The 19107-nt window shown below is 46.0% G+C and carries 14 protein-coding genes; 6 read left to right on the top strand and 8 right to left on the bottom strand.

The window, feature by feature from the left end:
* Positions 1–189: 189 nt before the first annotated feature.
* Both LEPBO_RS0133925 and LEPBO_RS0133920 read right to left on the bottom strand, forming a co-directional pair.
* Positions 190–957: a DUF2182 domain-containing protein gene (locus LEPBO_RS0133925; RefSeq protein ID WP_017292048.1), complete on the bottom strand. Its 768-nt coding sequence runs from the start codon at positions 955–957 to the stop codon at positions 190–192.
* On the bottom strand, positions 954–1325 hold the full coding sequence (locus LEPBO_RS0133920; protein WP_225904001.1) for a DUF1326 domain-containing protein: 372 nt from the start codon (positions 1323–1325) through the stop codon (positions 954–956). The genes LEPBO_RS0133925 and LEPBO_RS0133920 overlap by 4 nt, the downstream gene beginning before the upstream one ends.
* Positions 1326–1702: 377 nt before the next feature.
* On the opposite strand from LEPBO_RS0133920, the gene LEPBO_RS0133910 reads away from it, so the two are divergent.
* Entirely contained in the window at positions 1703–2602 is a 900-nt protein-coding gene (locus tag LEPBO_RS0133910) for a transposase family protein (protein ID WP_017292045.1), read from the top strand.
* 201 nt (positions 2603–2803) lie between these two features.
* On the opposite strand, the gene LEPBO_RS0133905 is transcribed toward LEPBO_RS0133910, so the two are convergent.
* Entirely contained in the window at positions 2804–3829 is a 1026-nt protein-coding gene (locus LEPBO_RS0133905) for a hypothetical protein (protein ID WP_017292044.1), read from the bottom strand.
* 182 nt (positions 3830–4011) lie between these two features.
* On the bottom strand, positions 4012–4722 hold the full coding sequence (locus tag LEPBO_RS0133900; RefSeq protein WP_017292043.1) for a tyrosine-type recombinase/integrase: 711 nt from the start codon (positions 4720–4722) through the stop codon (positions 4012–4014).
* Between the two features lie 127 nt (positions 4723–4849).
* On the opposite strand from LEPBO_RS0133900, the gene LEPBO_RS39360 reads away from it, so the two are divergent.
* Positions 4850–5827 (top strand): SpoIID/LytB domain-containing protein, encoded by a 978-nt coding sequence (locus tag LEPBO_RS39360; protein WP_017292042.1) that lies wholly within the window; start codon positions 4850–4852, stop codon positions 5825–5827.
* Here the strand turns inward: LEPBO_RS39360 and LEPBO_RS0133890 are convergent.
* Complete coding sequence (locus LEPBO_RS0133890; RefSeq protein ID WP_017292041.1) at positions 5822–6685, bottom strand: PAS domain-containing protein; 864 nt, start codon at positions 6683–6685, stop codon at positions 5822–5824. The genes LEPBO_RS39360 and LEPBO_RS0133890 overlap by 6 nt on opposite strands.
* A gap of 337 nt (positions 6686–7022) precedes the next feature.
* Between LEPBO_RS0133890 and LEPBO_RS0133885 the strand changes: the two genes are divergently transcribed.
* From LEPBO_RS0133885 to LEPBO_RS0133875, 3 genes are all read left to right on the top strand, one after another.
* Positions 7023–8435, top strand: a complete 1413-nt coding sequence (locus LEPBO_RS0133885; RefSeq protein WP_017292040.1) for an AAA family ATPase — start codon at positions 7023–7025, stop codon at positions 8433–8435.
* A gap of 52 nt (positions 8436–8487) precedes the next feature.
* Complete coding sequence (locus LEPBO_RS39355) at positions 8488–10203, top strand: protein kinase domain-containing protein (protein WP_071596269.1); 1716 nt, start codon at positions 8488–8490, stop codon at positions 10201–10203.
* Positions 10204–10353: 150 nt separating this feature from the next.
* Complete coding sequence (locus LEPBO_RS0133875; RefSeq protein ID WP_017292038.1) at positions 10354–11301, top strand: hypothetical protein; 948 nt, start codon at positions 10354–10356, stop codon at positions 11299–11301.
* Here the strand turns inward: LEPBO_RS0133875 and LEPBO_RS0133870 are convergent.
* Positions 11262–13745, bottom strand: coding sequence for a CHAT domain-containing protein (locus tag LEPBO_RS0133870; RefSeq protein WP_017292037.1), 2484 nt, complete (start codon positions 13743–13745; stop codon positions 11262–11264). The two genes, LEPBO_RS0133875 and LEPBO_RS0133870, sit on opposite strands and share 40 nt — an antisense overlap.
* Positions 13746–13750: 5 nt before the next feature.
* Positions 13751–16231: a two-partner secretion domain-containing protein gene (locus LEPBO_RS0133865; protein WP_017292036.1), complete on the bottom strand. Its 2481-nt coding sequence runs from the start codon at positions 16229–16231 to the stop codon at positions 13751–13753.
* A 301-nt stretch (positions 16232–16532) separates the two neighbouring features.
* Here LEPBO_RS0133865 and LEPBO_RS0133860 point away from each other — a divergent pair, with 301 nt between their 5' ends.
* A complete protein-coding gene (locus LEPBO_RS0133860) occupies positions 16533–17357 on the top strand; it encodes an FkbM family methyltransferase (protein WP_026149120.1) in 825 nt (274 codons plus the stop codon).
* A 52-nt stretch (positions 17358–17409) separates the two neighbouring features.
* Here the strand turns inward: LEPBO_RS0133860 and LEPBO_RS39350 are convergent, their stop codons facing one another.
* Positions 17410–19074 (bottom strand): ShlB/FhaC/HecB family hemolysin secretion/activation protein, encoded by a 1665-nt coding sequence (locus LEPBO_RS39350; RefSeq protein WP_017292034.1) that lies wholly within the window; start codon positions 19072–19074, stop codon positions 17410–17412.
* Positions 19075–19107 lie beyond the last annotated feature (33 nt).

Raw genomic sequence — 19107 nt, 5'->3', positions numbered from 1 at the left:
TGATGTCTTGCTGCTTGCTCACATTGTAAGTTAGTTTAGGAGAAATACAAGCATTTTGTGCTGCTATCAATAACATTGTTAATGTTTAAAGTCGATCGAAGCCGCTTGAAGTTATTAATGCGAGAGCGTGACTATCTTGATCAAAGCGATCAAGAAAAAATTAGAAGATTCAGCAATGGAAGTCACTGCTTAGTTAATCTGAGGATAGACCACAAGCACGATCTCAAGAGCGATCATAACAACACCAATCCAGATGGATAAGTGTTCTCCGTACTTCCAAAGTCGCTCTAAAGTCATAATTGCGGTGAAAATTAGCATATTGCTTAAATTCTCTATACCAATCGCCGCGCATCCAACCATGAGTGCCCAACAACAGTCAAGGCAGTATAATCCATGCTGCCATCCTAAATTCCAGCTACCAATCATGCCTTGCGGATAGTACTGAGCGATAAAAGCGGACACAGAACGGCATCCTTTTAAGCAGGCTTGTTTCATTGGAGTAAATTGAAACGCTCCAACTCCGATTAGAATCAGAGGCTGAAACAATACATGATGTTTGAAATGAGGAGAAAGCCAGAAATCAAGTCCAATGTCGATCGCAATCATCGCGATTGAGAAGCTTGACCATATCACTAGACATGCAATCAAAAACAAGATTTGATTACAGGTAGCTTGAGTTGTCCCTTCAGCTTGTCGTGCATCAATTTGTACAAACTTCTCAGCGATTGGCACTGTACTCGGCAACATCATCGCAATGGTCATGAGTAGCCAGGAAGCGAAGGGTCTGGCAATCGTTTTCGTCAACGGTGTGACTGATTGGTGATGCCTCGTGAGGTGCTGATGATCATATCCAGTGAGCATTAATAGAAGCCACGCGATCGCAACAATAGTCCAAATAAGTAGGCGACTGCTCCAGTTAATCCAAGCAGTAGATCCGAATGGACGTGATGAATTCATGATGAAGAGGTAAAAGGTTTTGACCGATTTTTTTCACGGATGCAACTGCCGCTCATCCGTAGTTGGGCGAATCCTTGCTGTGGTTTGTATTGAATTGGAAAGACATTTACCGATTGGCAGGGCGGAAGTGCAAGATTAATGTCTGCAAGAATGCCGCCCAGAGAACCATTAAATGCTTGCACTAATTGAGTAATCTGTTCGCTTGTGGCGTGGTCGTCGATCATTAGAATTGAGGTTTGATTCGCTTCTTGTATCCATCGCACGATCGTCAAAGAATCAACTGAAACAGATTGAATATTGCCAGATTCGATGTGATAAGCGACAAAGCTATCACAAGCGGCGGCTTGATCCCAGCACGCGCAATTGATTTCTATTCAACAGCCGCAGCTTCCGATGCTTTGCCCGATTAGCTTGTACATTTAGAACAACTTGGGAGAATACCACTCAGAGGTTGAAGTAGAGTCGAAGGAAAGCGGTTGAGTTGTCGAAGTACTGCTAGAACAGCCACAGCTGCATCCTCCACACGCAATCGCGCAGCCACAGGAACTCATGCTTGAGATTGCAGAATCATCAATTCTGCTACCACCGAAAATGGAGCGAAAGCTGTCTAAAACTTCTTGACTTTGATCAACCGCTCCCAGTGAACTTGCGATCGCAGCGAGAATTTCCGGGCGATCAGTTGGTAAGACAATAGAGTTGTTGGGAAATAGAGAATAATAGACAGAAATCATGTGAATTGCATCTGATGTTGAACCTTGAACGCGCACTAAACCAAGACCGCTTGCTTCGAGCTTTGACTGGGCTGAATCGCAAAGCTTTTGATGCACTGCTACCAAGTTTTGAGCAAGCGTATGAGGCAAGCCGCGCTGCGGCAAAGCCAGTACGAAAACGAGCCAGGGGCGGTGGGCGCAAAGCAAGGTTGAACAACACAGAAGCGAAGCTGTTTTACATTTTGTTCTACTTCAAATGCTACCCGACATTTGATTTAGCTGGGATTTTGTTTGACCTTGACCGTTCTCAAACGCATGAATGGATGCATGAACTGCAACCGATTCTCGAAACTGCATTGGGGCATGAGCTAGTGTTACCCGAACGCAAGTTACGCAGCATTGACGCTTTCATGGAGATGTTTCCAGGCGTGGAACGGGTAATGATTGATGGAACCGAGCGTCCGATTCAACGCCCTCAAGATGCAGAACAGCAGACGCAAAACTACTCCGGCAAAAAGCGTCGTCATACCCGCAAGCATTTGGCGGCAGTAGACCAAACCAAACGAGTGTTGGTGTTGAGCAAAGCCCGCGAGGGAAAGCTCCACGACAAGCGCTTTGAAGCCGAAGAAGAGATTGCTTTTCATATCCCGGATGAGATTCCCATTGAAGTCGATTTAGGGTTTCACGGCTTGCAGTCCGAGTACACGAACATTCGCATTCCGCACAAGAAGCCAAGAGGGGGTGAGTTAAGCGATGAACAAAAGCAAGAAAATCGTACCCTGAGCCAGTCGCGAGTCGTTTGCGAGAATGCGTTCTCAGGCATCAAGCGTTATCGAGCAATCAGCGCCATCTATCGTAATCACATCCAGGATTTTGATGACCATTTGATGCTGACTGCTGCTGGATTATGGAACTTCTACTTGAAAGCAGCTTAAGCTCAGAAATAACGAGCAAGATTGCTGCTTCAGGTTAACTTATTCCCCAACAACTCTAATATTTTCAAACGGATGAGAGTCCGTTCGAGCAGGATCAGAGTTCATAAATTTCTTGAAAGCTAGTAACGAATTGGAATCGCTGTTTGTTCTAATCCTAAATCGAAGTTCTAGAACTTTGACGCTCAACTTAAAAAAACATTATCAAGAAGATCGCTTTTTAGGTTTGTGTGCAGGCTTGAGCTTAAACACTGACTGCATGAAACTAGCTATTGTGTCGGTGGGTGCATCTTGTACGCGAACGAGAACTTCGTTCGCATATTCAATCAGTTGTCGATCGTGCATTGGAGATAATTTATTTGGAGCCTTGAGTGCAATCTGAGTCATCTTTTCTTGAAGAACCAGCCCTGACAGCGAGGACCCGATGCGGCAAGATTCTTCAGTCACTTGATACTCAAAGATGAGTCGATTCGAGTGATCCCAAACGACGAAGCCTGCATCATTCCATTCAATCTGCCAGGAGTCTGAAGTTGCTTCCGATAATTGTACCCAGCGCTTAAGAATTTCTCGAACTCGATCCTTATCAGATTTTATAAATTCAAACTGTTGTTTAGCACCAACAGGAGATGGCTTGGGTGCTGGTGGTGTGGAAGCAGAATTACGCTTAGCTTGCGTTTTTTTCAGTTCAACAATCTCTAACCCTTTATTGGAAGGTGAGTTCTTTTGAGTTAGGTTCGATCCGCGATCGCGAGTCGGAACAATCGGCTGAGTCGATACGGAAACAGCGCCTGCGGAGGGTCTCATCGGATCAACTTGACTAGATTGATGCGATAAGGGTTCAATGGCACCAGGTAATGGAATAATTACATCGTTCAGCGATGCAGCCTGTTCAGGAGCATGAACGGTTTTAATCTGCCAGTTTTCCGGCGATAAACTGCCATCAAGACATCGGGGAAACCGCACACGACTTAATGAACGGGGGATGTGAGTATAAGGATCAAAGGACCTGATGACTAAATCGACTTCGACCTCAGACATGTCTTCAGGAAGATGGTACTCCAAAACTGTGAATAACTTTGGCGTTATCGCATTATTTCTATGGGTAAGTGCATAAGTTTTCCCAGGAATGTACACCAATCGCCCTAAATAGCGATCGCGAATCGATGCTGCGGGAAAGTCGATAAAAACCGCAGCGTCTTTCGCATAGATTTTTGCTTGAGGAGAAGACATTGAAGAAACTCTAGGGAAAGGTCTTTAAAGCATATCTATTGATATAGTTTCCCCTATAAATGGCAGATCTAAGGGCGAGGAGTGAGGAAATGCTGCACGTCAAAAGGATTTAATCTACATACTATCAAAGGTTTCTCAATTCACAAGTAATTTTTCCTTGCTCTTCATCATCCGCTAGTGAGCTACAAGAGAATATATTCACGCTTTTTTGTGCTCGTAGCGCCGTAGAGTTCTCCAGGCTCGGCATCAATGCCTACTCTTTTTAATGCGGTTTCGATAATGCCATAGACTTGTGTGGAGCTGAGCTTTCTGCCTCTAGCGCCATAAAATACATAGTCATCGAGCGATCGACCTTGACGTAACTGGATGAATTCCGACCAAATTGGGTCATCTAAGACAATGGTGCGCTCGTACTTTTTGTAGCGTACTTTGATTGATTTCTTGTCTGGATCGACATCAAACCAAGTGAGCGGCAAAATCTCGGAAATCTTGCACTTGGCAATCGTTAGCAATAAAATTACTCGGTTGCGGAGTTCTGGTTCACCATTGATGAGCAAATCTTTTTTAAAGACGATATAAGTATCGGGTCGCTGTTTGCTAAAAGATTTAGGGTTAACTGAAACTGCTTGATATAAAGCGCTGTCGCAGAGTCCTTTACTCCCCATATCTTTGAGGAACGCCCGAATCGCCGTTCGGTAGGTACGCAAAGAGTTTTCAGATCCATTCAGATCACCAATTTTGGCTTGAACGGATTTTGGTGACAATTGCCTTAGCTGGTCTAGATCTAAACTTAAGCAAAATTGCTTAAGTCCTCGTTCATAAGTGGTCTTAGTGTTAATAGTTCCAGGATGGTTTTCAAGCCACTCTGAGAAAACTTGTTCTAATGACAACATAATGAAATGAATTGATTACATATCCCATGATATTGAATATTTTTTTGTTTTCTGATCGTCGTTATACAATGAGTCCAAGCAGAGAAGCAACATTACCGCTCTGTCCCTAGTCTCGCAGTTTTTTATCATGCCTAGATCTATCGCTGATTCAGCGGGAAATTTGCTGTTTCTTGGATTCAGTGCTGTTCTTCAATTAACAACACCGATTGCAAATAAAGAGCCAGCTTCCTCAACGATAATTCCACCGTCAGTGTCGAAATCGAGTTTGGAGCAACAGTCTCGATCGACTTCTACTCAACAAATGGTTGATCGTTCAGCAATGTCTGTAGCTCAACCAAAGTCTTCACGATTGAGAGATCGTCCTTCGCCAACGGGGGTACAATCGCTTGCTTCCCAGAAGTCCATTCGTGACGTTCGCATCCTGGTTGCTGAAGCACAAACAATTTCGATCGGAGGAACAAATTCTGTTCTCATCCGCGACACATCTGGAAGGGGGATCGCAAAATTACAGCCGAACCAGGCATACTGGGCAAGCCAGAATACAGGTGGAATTCAGATTGGCAACGGACAACTGACAAATGATCTGTGGCTTGAAGCAGACGGACCGATTTGGGTTAACGATCTCGCTTATCACGGTCGAGTTCGATTAATCAACAATGGTGACGGATTATTAGCGATTAATACATTGGATTTAGAAACTTATCTAACGAGCGTAGTGGGCGCAGAAATGCCATCAAGCTGGCATACAGAAGCATTGAAAGCGCAAGCGATCGCCGCTCGATCCTATGCAGTTGCGCTGATGCAGCAGCCGCCGAGCGATTGGTACGACTTAGGGAACGACGAACGCTTTCAAGTGTATCGTGGACTTGAAAGCATCACTCCGGAAACAATTGCTGCTGTTGAATTAACTCAGCATCAAGTGTTAGTACAAGATGGGAAAGTACTCATGTCGGAATATGCTTCAACTGAAGAAGTTACACAGGAGGCTCATGCTGGACAAGGAATGTCACAGGCAACAGCGCAACAATTAGCAAATATGGGATATTCCCACTTGCACCTTTTAGGAACCTTTTACCGAGGAGCTGGACTCGCTCGACTGTTATGAATGAGACGATCGTGGAATTTTTGTGGTTAATGAACCTACGTTAACTTTGCATGATCGCAGAACGAGACCCCCAACAATCGATCGTTCATCACAGACAATTGTTTCTAGATACACCCAGTCATTTTGACCACTTTGAAGGCGATAAAGGATTTGAGGATCAACCTTTTGAGATTGATGAATTGCTTTGAGGGTTTGAGCAACGCGCGATCGATCTCTTGGGTGAACAAAGGCTAGAAACTCTTCGCCTAACAGGGCATCCGCAGAAGCGCCAAGCAACCCCTCGATCGTCGAATTAACGTAGGCAATGCAATTGTTTTCATCGAGAACAAGGACTAATTCAACTCGACTTTGCATTAATGTTCGCCACTTCGTTTCTTGGCGGCGATAAGCTGACTGTAACTGATTAATCCGGGTCACGTCGCGCGTCATTTCGATTAGCATCGGGTTTCCGCCTGTGATCGAAACTTTGCCTTTTGATCGCAACCAGCGCTCCTCGCCGTCGCAATCCACAATGCAAAAATCTAATTCAAACTCGTTTCCACTTGAGATTGCGCCTTGGATTGCTTGATCCAATCGCACTCGATGGTCTGGATGCACAAATTCCAAGTACTGTTGATAGTGCCCTTCAAAGCGATCGTTACCCAGGGCATACAACTCCGCTTGTCGCTTTGACGCTTTAACTGCGAGAGTCTTCAAATTCCATTCCGCAAATCCGGTTTCCTGGGCAAGTTCAACCAGTACGGCGCGATTGTAGCGTGCCAGTTCAGAGGGTTTGAGAGAGCGGACCTGAAAGTATCGCACGAGGTATCCAACGAAGATACCCAGCAGAATACCGAGCAGAAGAATAAGGAAAGACATTATTACTGGCTTCTAGGGGCTAGGCTCATCAAGCAAAACGGATTGCTCTTGGACATTTATTTGTACTGGTAGTCTCTACTTCTAAAAATCACCTGATTTTATTCTTATAGCGTAGCTAGCAGAATTCCGTAAAGACTCTCAATATTTATTCCATAAAATTAAACGGTTTTTAGGCTGAGATTGCTTGCTTAATACGAGTAAAAGCAGCTTTCCTGCTTTTAATTCTCGGTCAACTTACGAAGTTTTGAGAAGCATGGCAAGATAGAAGATAAATCTGAGTGTTAAGAAGGGAAACCTTATTTTAATCAGGTGATTTTCTATGAGTAGGGTTTGAAGTATGGAAAAACCGAGAAAAACTGCCATTTTTAGTCAAGTCCCTACTTTAGAAGAGCCGCGAATTGATGCGAATATTCTGATCCGATTGCTACAAGTCGCGATTGATCGAGATTTTGAAGCGGCAGAGGTAGCGCTACTGAAAACCCTGATTCAAGATCCGTGCCTGAATTTTCAGGCAGTGGCAGACAAAACCGGATATCAGATGTATTATCTACGGGGACAAGTTGGACCGAGACTGTGGGCAGATTTCACAGAGGTCTTCGGTCGATCGTATGGGGCAGAAATCGGCAAGCGAAATTTTGGCGACTTCATTCATTGTTTCTTAGAGAAGTTGTCACTGATGCCCAACTCCTTTCTACAGCAAGACTTAGAGCAGCATCAGATTGCCCAAATCTTCGAGCCTGGTGAAGGCGAATGGGCGATCGCTCCCTCAGAGTCTTGGTTTTACGGCAGGTCAAAAGAACTTGATTCCTTGGGTAAGTTGCTGAGCCAGTATCGGCTTGTCACGCTCATCGGTGACGTAGGTGTGGGAAAAACAGCCTTGGCTGCGCGTTGGACTGAGCGGTTTGGCGCAAAAAGTTTTGATCGTGTTATTTGGAAATCGATCGCTCACGCCCCAGAACCAGACATACTACTCAACGAGCTGCTTCAGGAGTTTGAAGTCAAAGAATTGCCTCAGAAGTTATCTGAGAAGATGAGCGTTTTGATGCAGATCATAAAGCGGCAGCGGTGTCTTATCGTACTTGATAGTGCGGAGAGTCTGATTAGAACCACTGCGATTACGGCACTTGATCCCTATACGTCACCGGATTATGGGCGGATGATTCGGTTTTTTGCCGAAGAGCCACACCAAAGCTCTTTACTGTTCATTAGTCGTCGCAGGTTCAACGATGTGCTGCGATTAAGCCGTGCAAATCGGGCGGCTGCCACGATGCGGCTAGAGGGATTACAGCCAAAGGAGGCACAGCGAATTTTTGAAGCTCATGGGTTAAAGAATTCAAGTGACTGGCAGAGGTTGATTCAAATTTACGCTGGGAATCCACAGTACTTAATTTCTATTAGTGAATATATTCAAACTGTTTTTAGTGGAAGCGTGCAAGAGTTTTTGCGCTGTGACACTGTTATTGTGCCTGATATCGTTTGTCAAGAGTACATTACTCAAATTCAAGAAATTAATGCAGAGCATCGCGCTCTTTTATTTCATCTCGCAGCGCTAAAGGACCCGGTTCATTTTGATCAGTTGGTTGTTAATCTGGCTACCTCAATGAAGTCGCAGTCCGCTTTAATCAAGGCACTAAACGACTTAACTGAAATGAATTTGGTTGAAAAACAGCAGAACAACGCGATACTATTTGGTTTAAATCCTATTGTAAAAAAAGTAATTCTGTCGTTTCCTTTTATTGGTGGATCTTGATCTGTGTATTTCAGATCGAAATAATTGATACGGCTACTAAACTAATAAGCATGTGTACTGCATTAACCCAAACTGTCCTGATCCTCATCGCAGCTCGGAAGAAAATCAATGTCTAGCTTGTGGTACACCCTTGTTGTTTCGTGGCTATCGAGCCGTTGCGTTGATTGAGAAAACGCAGCACAGTGAGATTTTTGAAGTTGTAGTAGAGAATAATGACGGTGGGACGATTCGCCGCATCATGAAAGTGATTCAAGCGGAGACGAGCGATCGCAAGCGCATTGAGTTGTTCGAGCGAGAATATGCGGTGCTGTCGTGGCTAAATCATCCAAATATTCCTCGTGTTGATCTGGATGATTTCTTTCGAGTTTCAGTACCAAACAGTCATGAGATGTTATGTCTTGTGATGCAGAAGATGGAAGGTGAAACACTAGAGCAATGGATTACTCAGAACGGACCAATCTCTGAGAAGATGGCTCTAGAGTGGCTGCGACAATTAGTTGCGCCTGAGATCGAGCAAGATCCGGAGTCGTTTCCGGGTGTACTGGCGTACTTACATCAGAACCACATCGTGCATCGAGATCTCAAACCGAGCAACCTGATTTTGCAACCGAGTGGGAAGCTGGCACTGATTGATTTTGGTGGAGTGTATGAATTAACGAACCCTTACCAAGCGGAGATTGCTGCAGATCGTCGCAGCGTTACCGTTATTACATCACCCGGATATTCAGCCCCGGAGCAAATTAATGCTCAAGCCTTGTTTGCTTCGGATTTCTATGCGTTGGGTAGAACGTGGGTACGCTTGCTGACGGCACAACTGCCAATCGATCTAATTGATCCCCAAACCAATCAATTGCACTGGCATCGACGCGCGCCCCAAATTTCAAGACCGTTTGCACGATGGCTTGATACGTTAATGTCACCCACTCCGGATCGTCGTCCCCCGACAACGATTGCAATTTATGAAACATTAACTTATCAACTGCCACAGCGAATTCGCGTGAGTCGAATTCTCAATTCTTGGGCGTTTAAGGTAACTGCAACCGGAGTTTCTGTTGCTATCGTCATCGGAGTGGGCATCATTTTTAATTCCTGGAGATCTGATGAAGCTTTGCGGCGCGGTCTTCAGAATCTGCAAGCTGAGCAGTATCAAACAGCACGTAGGGAGCTTGAAGTCGCGGTTCGCCTCAACGATCGCTCCTCAGATGCTCACTCAAATTTGGGGCTGGCATGTTACTACCTCAGCGATGATCCTTGCGCGATCAAGCAGTACAGGCGTGCGATCGAGCTAATGCCGGACAACTGGCAGGCACACTACAATCTAGGAGCACTTTACGATCGTCAAGGTAAGATTCCTTTAGCGATCGAGTACTACACAAAAGCCACAAACGGCTCGAATGACCTAAAAGCCCTAGCAATCAACAACATTGCACGTCTGAAGAACCGACAGCGGCAGTACGCCGAAGCAGAAGCACTCGTGCGATCAGTCCTTGACTTAACGCAGACAAACTCGACCTTGGCATCTCTGTATAAGAATTTAGGTTGGGCATTGTTTGGATTAAAACAGTATACCGAAGCACAAGTGGCACTGGAGAAAGCGTTACCGCTCGATCCAACCCGGATTGACACTTATTGTCTACTGGCGTTTGTTAAACAAGCACGGAATTTTGACGCTGAAGCTGAAAGAAGCACCTGTAAGTTCTCGGTTTCGAGATTGGCTTTGCCCGAAGTTAAGGAATGGCAACGACAGCTTGATAAGCAAAAGGGATAATTGATTTATGCTCTTAGAGCTATGGTGAAATTTAAAGAAGGATAAGAATATTGACTTGGATAGATTGTCTTTCTTTATGAACATAGATTAACTAATCAAGTAGTATCTGCCATCGCTCTGTTCGTAGACCGTGTAAGAATTGAAAATCTCGTGATTTATCTGGAAAAACGCAATCCATTTTTGTTGATCGGACTGTTTGCCGCTGCGATCGTTGACCTGCTTGCTCCCCAACCTGCGTATTCTATTCCTCGGCAGTGTATTCCGATCGCATATGTCCTCAGTGATGGCGATCGCAATTTCAAACGGGGATCGCTCTTATGCCAAGGGGATACAATTCAGCAATCCCTCACCGTATTATGTTTTGCCACTGGGAAAATTGTCGCTCTCGGAAGCGGAAAAATTCCGCCAACCGGATGCGGACTTCCGAAAGAAACCGGACCGCAAGCGTGTGGAACCCGCTTCCAATTTTGTGTACGCCCACGAGGGACCAACGCCGCGAACTTGCAGATTTTAGAGCCTTACGGCAGCAACACCACCAAATTACGTCCGCGATTTAGCTGGCGAAGCGTTCCGGGAGCCACAAGTTACCGAGTTCGAGTTTTGGGAACTGTATCGTGGAGCGTTGCAACGGCTCAATCCCAGCTTGCTTATCCTGAGAATCAACCCGCATTCAAGCCAGGGGGGGCTTATCGAATTGTCATCACGGCACATCGCGAGAATCAGACGTTGCTGAGCGGTGAACAAACAATCAACGTCTTGCCGCAATCGCGAATTTCAGAGATAAGCCGCGCGATCGCAGCGCTGCAACAACTCAACCTTGACCCCGATGAAGCGACAGTACTGGGGATTGATTCTATTTACCGAGCGAGTGGACTAATCGATGAATCGATCGGGGCACTCGCGGCACGAGTGAAAGCAGGCAGTCGTTCCGCTCAGGTGTATCGGTTACTAAGCGAACGGTATCGACTGGTGGGAGAGGATGAAATGGCAAAACAGTTAGACCAGGCAGCGCAACGCCTAACTGTATCAGAAAGCTTAGATTCGCAACAATCCGCAGATCAAGCCGCCCCAACCAGCACGAACGCACTCCAAAAGTAAGGGTTTGAATACGGGGAGTTTTGCAGGCTAATTTGAGCTTGTTGTAAGGCGATCGCCTTTGACTGTCCGGCTGCCAGATTTCTGTAGAAATTCTGCACCAGTAATGCGGTCGCCGCATCATCGACGAGCCAAAGACTCGCGACTGTGCTGCGAGCGCCTGACTGTGCCGCGATTCCAGCCAGTCCGAGTGTAGAGCGAACGTCGCCCTTCGCCGTTTGGCACGCGCTTAACACAAGCAGATCAATCTCAGCCGATGTCCGGGATTTCAGTAACACGCTTAGTTGCGGAGCGGTAATTAACCGATTCCAAGCAACGACAAATGTTTCGTCAGGGACTGAGCTAAATTGCCCGTGGGTCGCAATGTGAATGATGTCATAGTTGCCCTGCTGGATTTTGTCCTCCAATCGCTCCAGAGTGAACTCTTGATTAAGAATTTCGCTACCCGGAAATGCAGATCGAATTGCTTGAACTTCTGACTCAACGTTTGTAAGTGGCGGTAGTATCTGGTTGATTCTGCGATCGCGAAGGCTCGGACTGCTTTCGCTCAGAGCGGCAATCAATGTGTTTCTTCCTCTGGAACGCTGATCTTGAGCAATTTCAGAGCCGATTGAGAGTCGTAGGGGATACCGTTGACTCAAGTAAGTCTTGCCATCATATAAAAGTCCAACTGGCATTCCTTGTAACGTGTTATCCAAAACAAAAGCAATCCGACCCTTCTTCGCTAAAAATCCAGCGCGTTCAGCCGGAGCAATGATCTGGTCATAGAGGGTTTGACCATACTCTTTAAGGATGGTTTCATCGGGCAGCACGACACGATCGTTTTGAACAACATTTTGCAGATTAAACGTCACTCCATTCAGCGCATTTTGAACAGCATCCGCATCTGCGCGATAGAAACGCTGCGTTCCTAGAGCGGATTGCACAATTACGCCAATGCTTCGATTCAAATTAAGAATATAAAAAATCGTCTCATCCGGAGATTGCGGTTGCTGCGAGAGTGGAACCAGCGCTAAACGTCCACATTGCAAAAAATTTTCAACTTCTGCAATTCTCAATCGATTATACGTTTCGATAATCGGCGATAGATTTGATTGGGACTGCTCAACCAGTAAATCCATATACTCACGGTAGATGGGTTCAACTTGTTCGCGGAAGGACAATTGTACGTCAGAGGAGATCGGCAGTAGATTCCCACGGACCCGATCTAAATTCTCGATCGCTGACTGGTAATACCTTAATGCGAGGGCTGCGTTTCCTTGCTGTTTGGCAATTTTTGCAAGTTCTTGCTCCCACTGGTAAGCCGCATCGCTAGCTTGCGCGGATTCCGCCATTGACAGCGCTTCACTCAGTTGCGATTGTGCTGTTTTCAAATCTTTGCGCTGATGTGCCAATCGTCCAAGCGTTCCGAGGCTATATGAAATCGCACGGGGGTTTGAGAGTGTTTTTGCAGTAGAGAGTGCTTCAGTGGCAAGCTGAGTGGCAGCAGGATTAATGGATTGCCCGACCTGCGTTTGCTCGATTAAACTGTTGACGACATTCAAGCGAGCGTACACCTGATCGATCGGCGAAAATGCGGCAAAGTTTGTTTGAACCACGATTGGAGATAACTTAATGATTCGATCGCGAACCGCTTGATCGAGTGCCACAATTTCAGGAAGCTGATTATTTTGCTCTTGCTGAGTTGTAATCCATTGCGATAGATCAGCTAAGAAGCTGAATTGATTGATTTGGGCTTTCAATTTGCTCGAATCAATAGCGGCAGCTTGTTCATAGTGCGTTAGAACCGTTTCGGCTTGCGATTTTAGCTCGATCGTGCTCGTTCCCAAGGTTTCTGAATCGCTACTCCGAGAAACGCGATCGCGTAGTTGGCTATAAATAGCACGTTCCACATTTCCCAGCGCTAGTTGAATTTCTCCACGTCGTTGTGGCGCGGCTGTTTTTTCGATTGATTGCAAGGCAAGCTTTGCATTCGATAAATCCCCAATCAGTTGCAGCGCTATTCCTAAATGCTGCACAGCAAGCTGCTGCGTTGAATTCGGTCGAATACGCGACAAATCGAGTGACGACACTTCAGTAGAGCGAAGCTGTTTTGAACACAATGTGTTGGCACTTGGCAACTGAAGCGCTTCCTGCGCCAACACTTGACAAGCCTGGGGATATTGTCCGAGTGATCGCAGCGCAAGGCTTTGATTGATTGCGCTCCCAATCACTCCTTCTTGATTTTTGGTCTGGCGGTATGAATCACTTGCAGCTCGCCAGAGTTTTAGGGCAGCTGTCGTATTGCCTTGATTAAATTGGGTAAAGCCCTCAGCAGTCAACTCATCAGGAGCGGTCATACTCGCACTTACGTTATTTCCAAAACTCACGGAGAGTGCTGAGCAAGCAAGTACAAGCGCCAATCCAAGCAAAAACTGAACGAAGCGAGTAAATAATTTATACACCATAAATATTACGGTTTTGCTGAAGTGGACGAGAGTTGACACGGAGAAGTGTTGGACTGAGCTACATCAGCCGCGCCTGGTGATGCAATTAGCTCGACAGTCTTTTTGTCTGGGCTAAATCGCCAACTTCTAAATTCAACGATTGGCAATTTTGTCCGAGTTGTTAAAGAGCGAACGGTTGGATTGGCTAACGTAATATTTCGAGGCATCCAACCAGCAGAATCTGTGAGCGGAGTGCTAGAGCTTAGTGGTATTCCACCTGTACCATTGTTAATAAATTGGCTCATGTTCGGATCAGATTGCGCGGGGCAAATTGCTTGCACGCCCACAGCGGGTGGTGCCGCAGGTTGTCGAATCGCCGTTCGATTAACGCCCGACTCGATCGTATTAATTTGAACAGTTCCATCAAAAGTACGACCGAGGGCAGAGGTTGCTGTGATTCTACTATCTGGGGCAATGAATACCCCTTTGCTGTTAATTGCGATTTTGCCACCTCTCCCATCTGCTGCATTGGCTGAGATACTGCTTTGACGCAGAGCGGAAAAAACACCGCTCTCGATCGAGATATTGCCACCTTGTCCACTTGTACGCGATGATGCTGAAATCTCACTATTACTTAGGTTCAGAGCTTTACCAATACTCAGAAGAATATTGCCACCTTGTCCTGTTTGCGTTGCAGCGGTGATAGAACCACCATTTGTTAGAGCAAGTCGATTCGTTTGAACTTGTAAGTTTCCACCATCGCCAATTCCTTCATTGATGACTCGAAGTTGAGCGGAATCGCTAACTGAGATTTTTTCAGATTGAATTCTTAGCGTCCCTCCACGTCCAATAGGTGTGCCGCTCACGTTAAAAATAGGACGAACAGTGGGTTCAAGCAGTACGATCGAAGTCCCAACTGCACTAGGCGTAGTTAAAATCGAATTTCGTCCCCGGAGGATGATCTCTGAGGCTCGAATCGAGATATCGCCGGAATCTCCAGCCCCTGACGCAATTGAGGTCAGTTGTCCCCCATTCAGAACATCGAGGCGGTCAGTATTAAGCAAAATATTTCCAGCGTTGCCTGTTCCAATTGAACCTGTTGAAATCACGCTTGCCGTGAAGGGTGAAGCAACACCCTCGATGCGCGTTCTCTGTGTGTTAATGACAATATCGCCAGTGTTTCCACTTGAGTTTGAGGAATTTACATTAAATACAGCCCCACCCTCACTGAGATTAAGCTCAGGAGTGCTAATTGTAATATTGCCAGCTCTCCCTGCACCAAAAGTCGCCGATTGAATTGAACTCGGACTGATGAGTGGACCCCTTAAGGAGCTTCTCTTTATATCAATTTGATCTGTAGCATCAACGCGAATCGTTCCTGCCGATCCTGAAGCAGAGGTCGCTGTTCGTACTCCTGCCCCCTGATTCATTGAGAGAAGCTTTGTACGAATGCTAATATCCGCTCCAGTGCCAAATAGTGTGTTCGTAGCAAACCCAGCGCGATAGTAGTTATCAAACGAGATCGGGCGTTCAATTAAGGCATCAGTTGTCCCAGTAATGTCGAGGCGATCTTGAACGGTTGCTTGAATAATTCCACCAGCACCAGCACCTTGATTCAGTAGAGTGACAAACGAACCATCGGAAAGACTGAGCGACTGAGCTTGAATGTTAATTTTTCCGGCAAGCGGTCCGGTAGCATCAATGAGCGATAATTTTGTGAGATCAACGGGTGCAAACTGAGCGACACCCGTGTAATCGAAGTTCCATCCCTGCACATCCGGTCGCACGGTAACGACACCACGATCGATAGCCCCAACTTCAATTCGACCAGATGGTGCAATCAGGACTCCGCCAGTTAAATTGACAGGTCCACCGATCAGTGTTAGAGAGCGACCAGGATCAACGTGTAGTCCGGGTGCATTTTGTCCAGCACTTTGAGATTGAGGATCTTCGATGTTGAAAGCATACCCACCACCCTGAACAGAAATTGGCTTTGTCGCACCATCAAAAATTAAGCCTATCGGTGCAGCCACGGTCAAAAGTGGCGGGGTTTGTGGATTGGTGGCGCTGAACTCACCGTTAGGAAATTGGATTGATTTTGCAGTACTGGCAAGGAATGAGCCACGTAAATCTAGCCGTGCCTCTGAACCGAATTGAATTCCATTGGGATTGATAAAGATAAGGTTAGCTTGTCCAAGCACTCCAAGCGTACCGTTAATCGTCGATGGGTTAGCACCTGTTACTCGCGTAAAAATCGTTCCAATTCCAGTTGGGGAAGCGAAATATACTCCTCGTCCCGTTCCAACATTAAATTCGCGAAAGCTATGAAAAAGGGAGGTTCCGTGAGTGAGTCCTCCATCAATTCGTCCTGAAGGTACGCCGTTGATAACTAAGCCAGAGGTTTGCTGCGACGAATTTGTACCGAGCGTCGAATCAGGAATAACTTGAGCAAGCGTTACCAAGGGAGTACTCAGTAGTAATAATGAGACAAGAAGCGGTCTGATCATAGTGAGATGAGTAGTAGGAGAACGATCGGCACAGTAGATCAACTTACGAATTCATCGAAATAAATCGCTCATCTTAAAATGATTTTGCCTTCAAATCAATTGGCTTACAGACTAATTCAATTAGAGAATTAACTGCGTTCTCAAATTGGATACTAGAATTGCATTTTGCCAAAAAAGCGATCGTGTTTCATCAGAGCGTAGAATTATAAAATGTTTGATCTGGGTACAGACCCACGACAACAGACAGCTTTGCTTAGATATATGTCCAAAGCAGTAGTTCTCCTAAGAAAAAGGGACTGATATGGGAATCTCCGAGACGAAACTTCCTAATGGCATGAGAGTATACTATTTACGTGAAGCGGAGGTACCAGTCTTATATGAACAGGTTCAAGAGTATTTGCGTTATGGCATTGAACTGAACCCAGGCGATACTTTGTTTGATGTTGGAGCCAACATTGGGTTATTTAGCCTCTGGGCATATGAACGATGTCAACGTAATTTGCAGATTTATGCGTTTGAACCTATTCCGGAGGTATTTGAGGCGTTAAAGCTTAATGCTCAACGACTTGCTCCGGCGACAATGAAGGCGTTTTCTTTCGGATTGGCACAAGAGAGAAAATCTGTTGTATTTGATTACTACCCCAACGCAACAGCTCTATCTACGGCATATCCTGAAGGTAATCAAACACGAGCTACGGTTGAGCAAGCAATCAAGACAGCGCTTGCAAATCCAGACCCAAGAGAACCCTTCGATATATGGTTGCTGCGACTGTTTCCGTCATTCATTCGGTCATTGCTCATTAACTATAAATTAGACGAATTATTTCAAGCCAAACCTGTGTATTGCAAGATGCACAGATTATCTGACGTTATTCGGGACCATTCAGTGCAGCAGATTGACCTGCTTAAGATCGATGTAGAACGAAGTGAACTCGATGTTCTGATGGGAATTGAGCCGCAAGACTGGTGCAAGATTAAACAGATTACAATCGAGGTTCATGATCACTCCCAACGGGTTGATCGCGTGTGTGAGCTACTAAAAAGTCATGGCTTTAGCAAGATTACAATCAAGCAAGACCCGCTTTTACAAGGCTCCGATATTTTTAACTTGTATGCCATTCGTTAGTTTCGCAGAATATGCTTCTCATAGAATCTGTAGTAGAGTGCTTCGATTCTTCTCAGAAAGAAAAGTTGTAGCGTACAGAAAAATCAAAACCCCGCTCTTGCAAACTGTTACCCTCGTTTGGAAAAGTCGCCAACGGAATTGCGTAGTTAGCTCTTAGCTGTAGTTCATTCTGAATCCATTGCAGCCCGGCTCCGACAGAGCTAATTGTATTGTTGCGAATTGAGCCACCACCAGCATTCCAAACAGTCCCTGCATCAATGAAAGGAATTAACTGCAAGCCACCAGCAGAACTACGAGTCAGGTGAATGCGAAGCTCAGCGGAACCGAAGATTCCGTTATCGCCAATCAACGCATTTTGAGCATATCCGCGCACAGATCCAGGTCCACCTAAACTGAACTGCTCTATTGGCACGAGCGAGCGATCGCTCAGTTGCAAATCGGATCGCAATAACAAATCTAAAGTTTGGTTGATGCGTCGGAACCACAGCGCTTGTCCCCGCCATGTGAAGAATCGGCTATCTGGAGCATTGCCGTTAATCGTTGAATTAAATGTACCTACACCAAAATTAAACTGCGATCGCAGCGACAATACTTGCTGGTCAGTGCTATTCGTGTACTCCTGAAATAGTCGCAATGCTGAGATGCGTGTGCGTCCCTGATCGTCACTGCCCGCAGATAACGGAAAACCAACGCCGAGAATCGAACTCTGACTGTCTGATCTTGAAGCCGTGATGCCAACAGCAAGTTCTTGGGTTCGCCGCTCATCCGATCGCTGAAGAATCGGTTGGCGAAACGTCAACTCGTAAACGTTAAACGTAGATCGAATATCCAGCGCATCGAATGGAGAGCGAATGATGCGGCTATTAAGCCAGGTGTAATTCAAACTAACCGCACCATTGCGGGGATTAATTGGAATCGTGTAAGCGGCTCCAACTCGATTCGAGCCATCGGTATTCCCGTAATCTAGGCTAATGGTATCTCCGAGTCCAAGCAGGTTTCCATTACTGTACTGAATCCGCCGCTCGAAGCTTCCTGTGAGCGGGGAGCGGGCATTATTCAACTCAATTTCTACGGTTGAAGTGGGATTGGTTCCGATCTCCACATCTAGAATACGAGTATTCGGCTCTGTTCCCGGATTGAGCGCTGCGGAGATTCTTCTAATTCGCGGATCGCGCTGAAGCAAACGGAGCGCTTCGAGTAGTCGATCGTATTGCAAAACAGGCTGAGTCGCAGCATTGAGTCGTTCACGCACATATCTAGCAAAGCGCTCACTGCCGACGATATTGATTCGTTCGATTCTCCCTTCGAGAACCTGAATCACAACAGAGCCATCTTGGAGATCAATCTTTTGGGGTGGAACGATCGCGCCTGAAGAAATGTATCCTCCATCGGTATAGAACTTTGTGATGACTTCGCTTGCCTGTTTCAGCTCCGAGACGTTAATATCCCGGTCTTTAAACGAAGCAACTACTGCTTCGAGCTGCGATTGAGTAAAAATAGTGTTTCCTTGAAACAGGAATCGCCTCACTCGAATTGTGCCCGACGTGTTTGTGTCTGGTGCAATAATTGGGGGCGTTGGTGCCTGAATGACCGGGGACGGTAATGGCTTTATGGCTGGTGGAGAAGGAAGTCGATCAGAGGGTGTAACTGGAGGTGGAATCTGAGGGAAAACTTGCGCGACAAATTCTGGCGCGGGCAGCGAAGGAAGAGTAGGCACAGTTTTTTCCGCTAAAGCTTAGAGCATCTAGAT

This window comes from Leptolyngbya boryana PCC 6306, assembly GCF_000353285.1.
Taxonomy (GTDB): domain Bacteria; phylum Cyanobacteriota; class Cyanobacteriia; order Leptolyngbyales; family Leptolyngbyaceae; genus Leptolyngbya; species Leptolyngbya boryana.
Note: the sequence above shows the minus strand (reverse complement) of the source record. Positions and strands in the feature narration are given on the sequence as shown.

What these genes read in the sequence shown, in the direction of transcription:
- LEPBO_RS0133925 (WP_017292048.1), bottom strand. Translation starts at nt 957, where the DNA reads ATGAATTCATCACGTCCATTCGGATCTACTGCTTGGATTAACTGGAGC.
- LEPBO_RS0133910 (WP_017292045.1), top strand. Translation starts at nt 1,703, where the DNA reads ATGTTGAACCTTGAACGCGCACTAAACCAAGACCGCTTGCTTCGAGCT.
- LEPBO_RS0133905 (WP_017292044.1), bottom strand. Translation starts at nt 3,829, where the DNA reads ATGTCTTCTCCTCAAGCAAAAATCTATGCGAAAGACGCTGCGGTTTTT.
- LEPBO_RS0133900 (WP_017292043.1), bottom strand. Translation starts at nt 4,722, where the DNA reads ATGTTGTCATTAGAACAAGTTTTCTCAGAGTGGCTTGAAAACCATCCT.
- LEPBO_RS39360 (WP_017292042.1), top strand. Translation starts at nt 4,850, where the DNA reads ATGCCTAGATCTATCGCTGATTCAGCGGGAAATTTGCTGTTTCTTGGA.
- LEPBO_RS0133890 (WP_017292041.1), bottom strand. Translation starts at nt 6,685, where the DNA reads ATGTCTTTCCTTATTCTTCTGCTCGGTATTCTGCTGGGTATCTTCGTT.
- LEPBO_RS0133885 (WP_017292040.1), top strand. Translation starts at nt 7,023, where the DNA reads ATGGAAAAACCGAGAAAAACTGCCATTTTTAGTCAAGTCCCTACTTTA.
- LEPBO_RS0133870 (WP_017292037.1), bottom strand. Translation starts at nt 13,745, where the DNA reads ATGGTGTATAAATTATTTACTCGCTTCGTTCAGTTTTTGCTTGGATTG.
- LEPBO_RS0133865 (WP_017292036.1), bottom strand. Translation starts at nt 16,231, where the DNA reads ATGATCAGACCGCTTCTTGTCTCATTATTACTACTGAGTACTCCCTTG.
- LEPBO_RS0133860 (WP_026149120.1), top strand. Translation starts at nt 16,533, where the DNA reads ATGGGAATCTCCGAGACGAAACTTCCTAATGGCATGAGAGTATACTAT.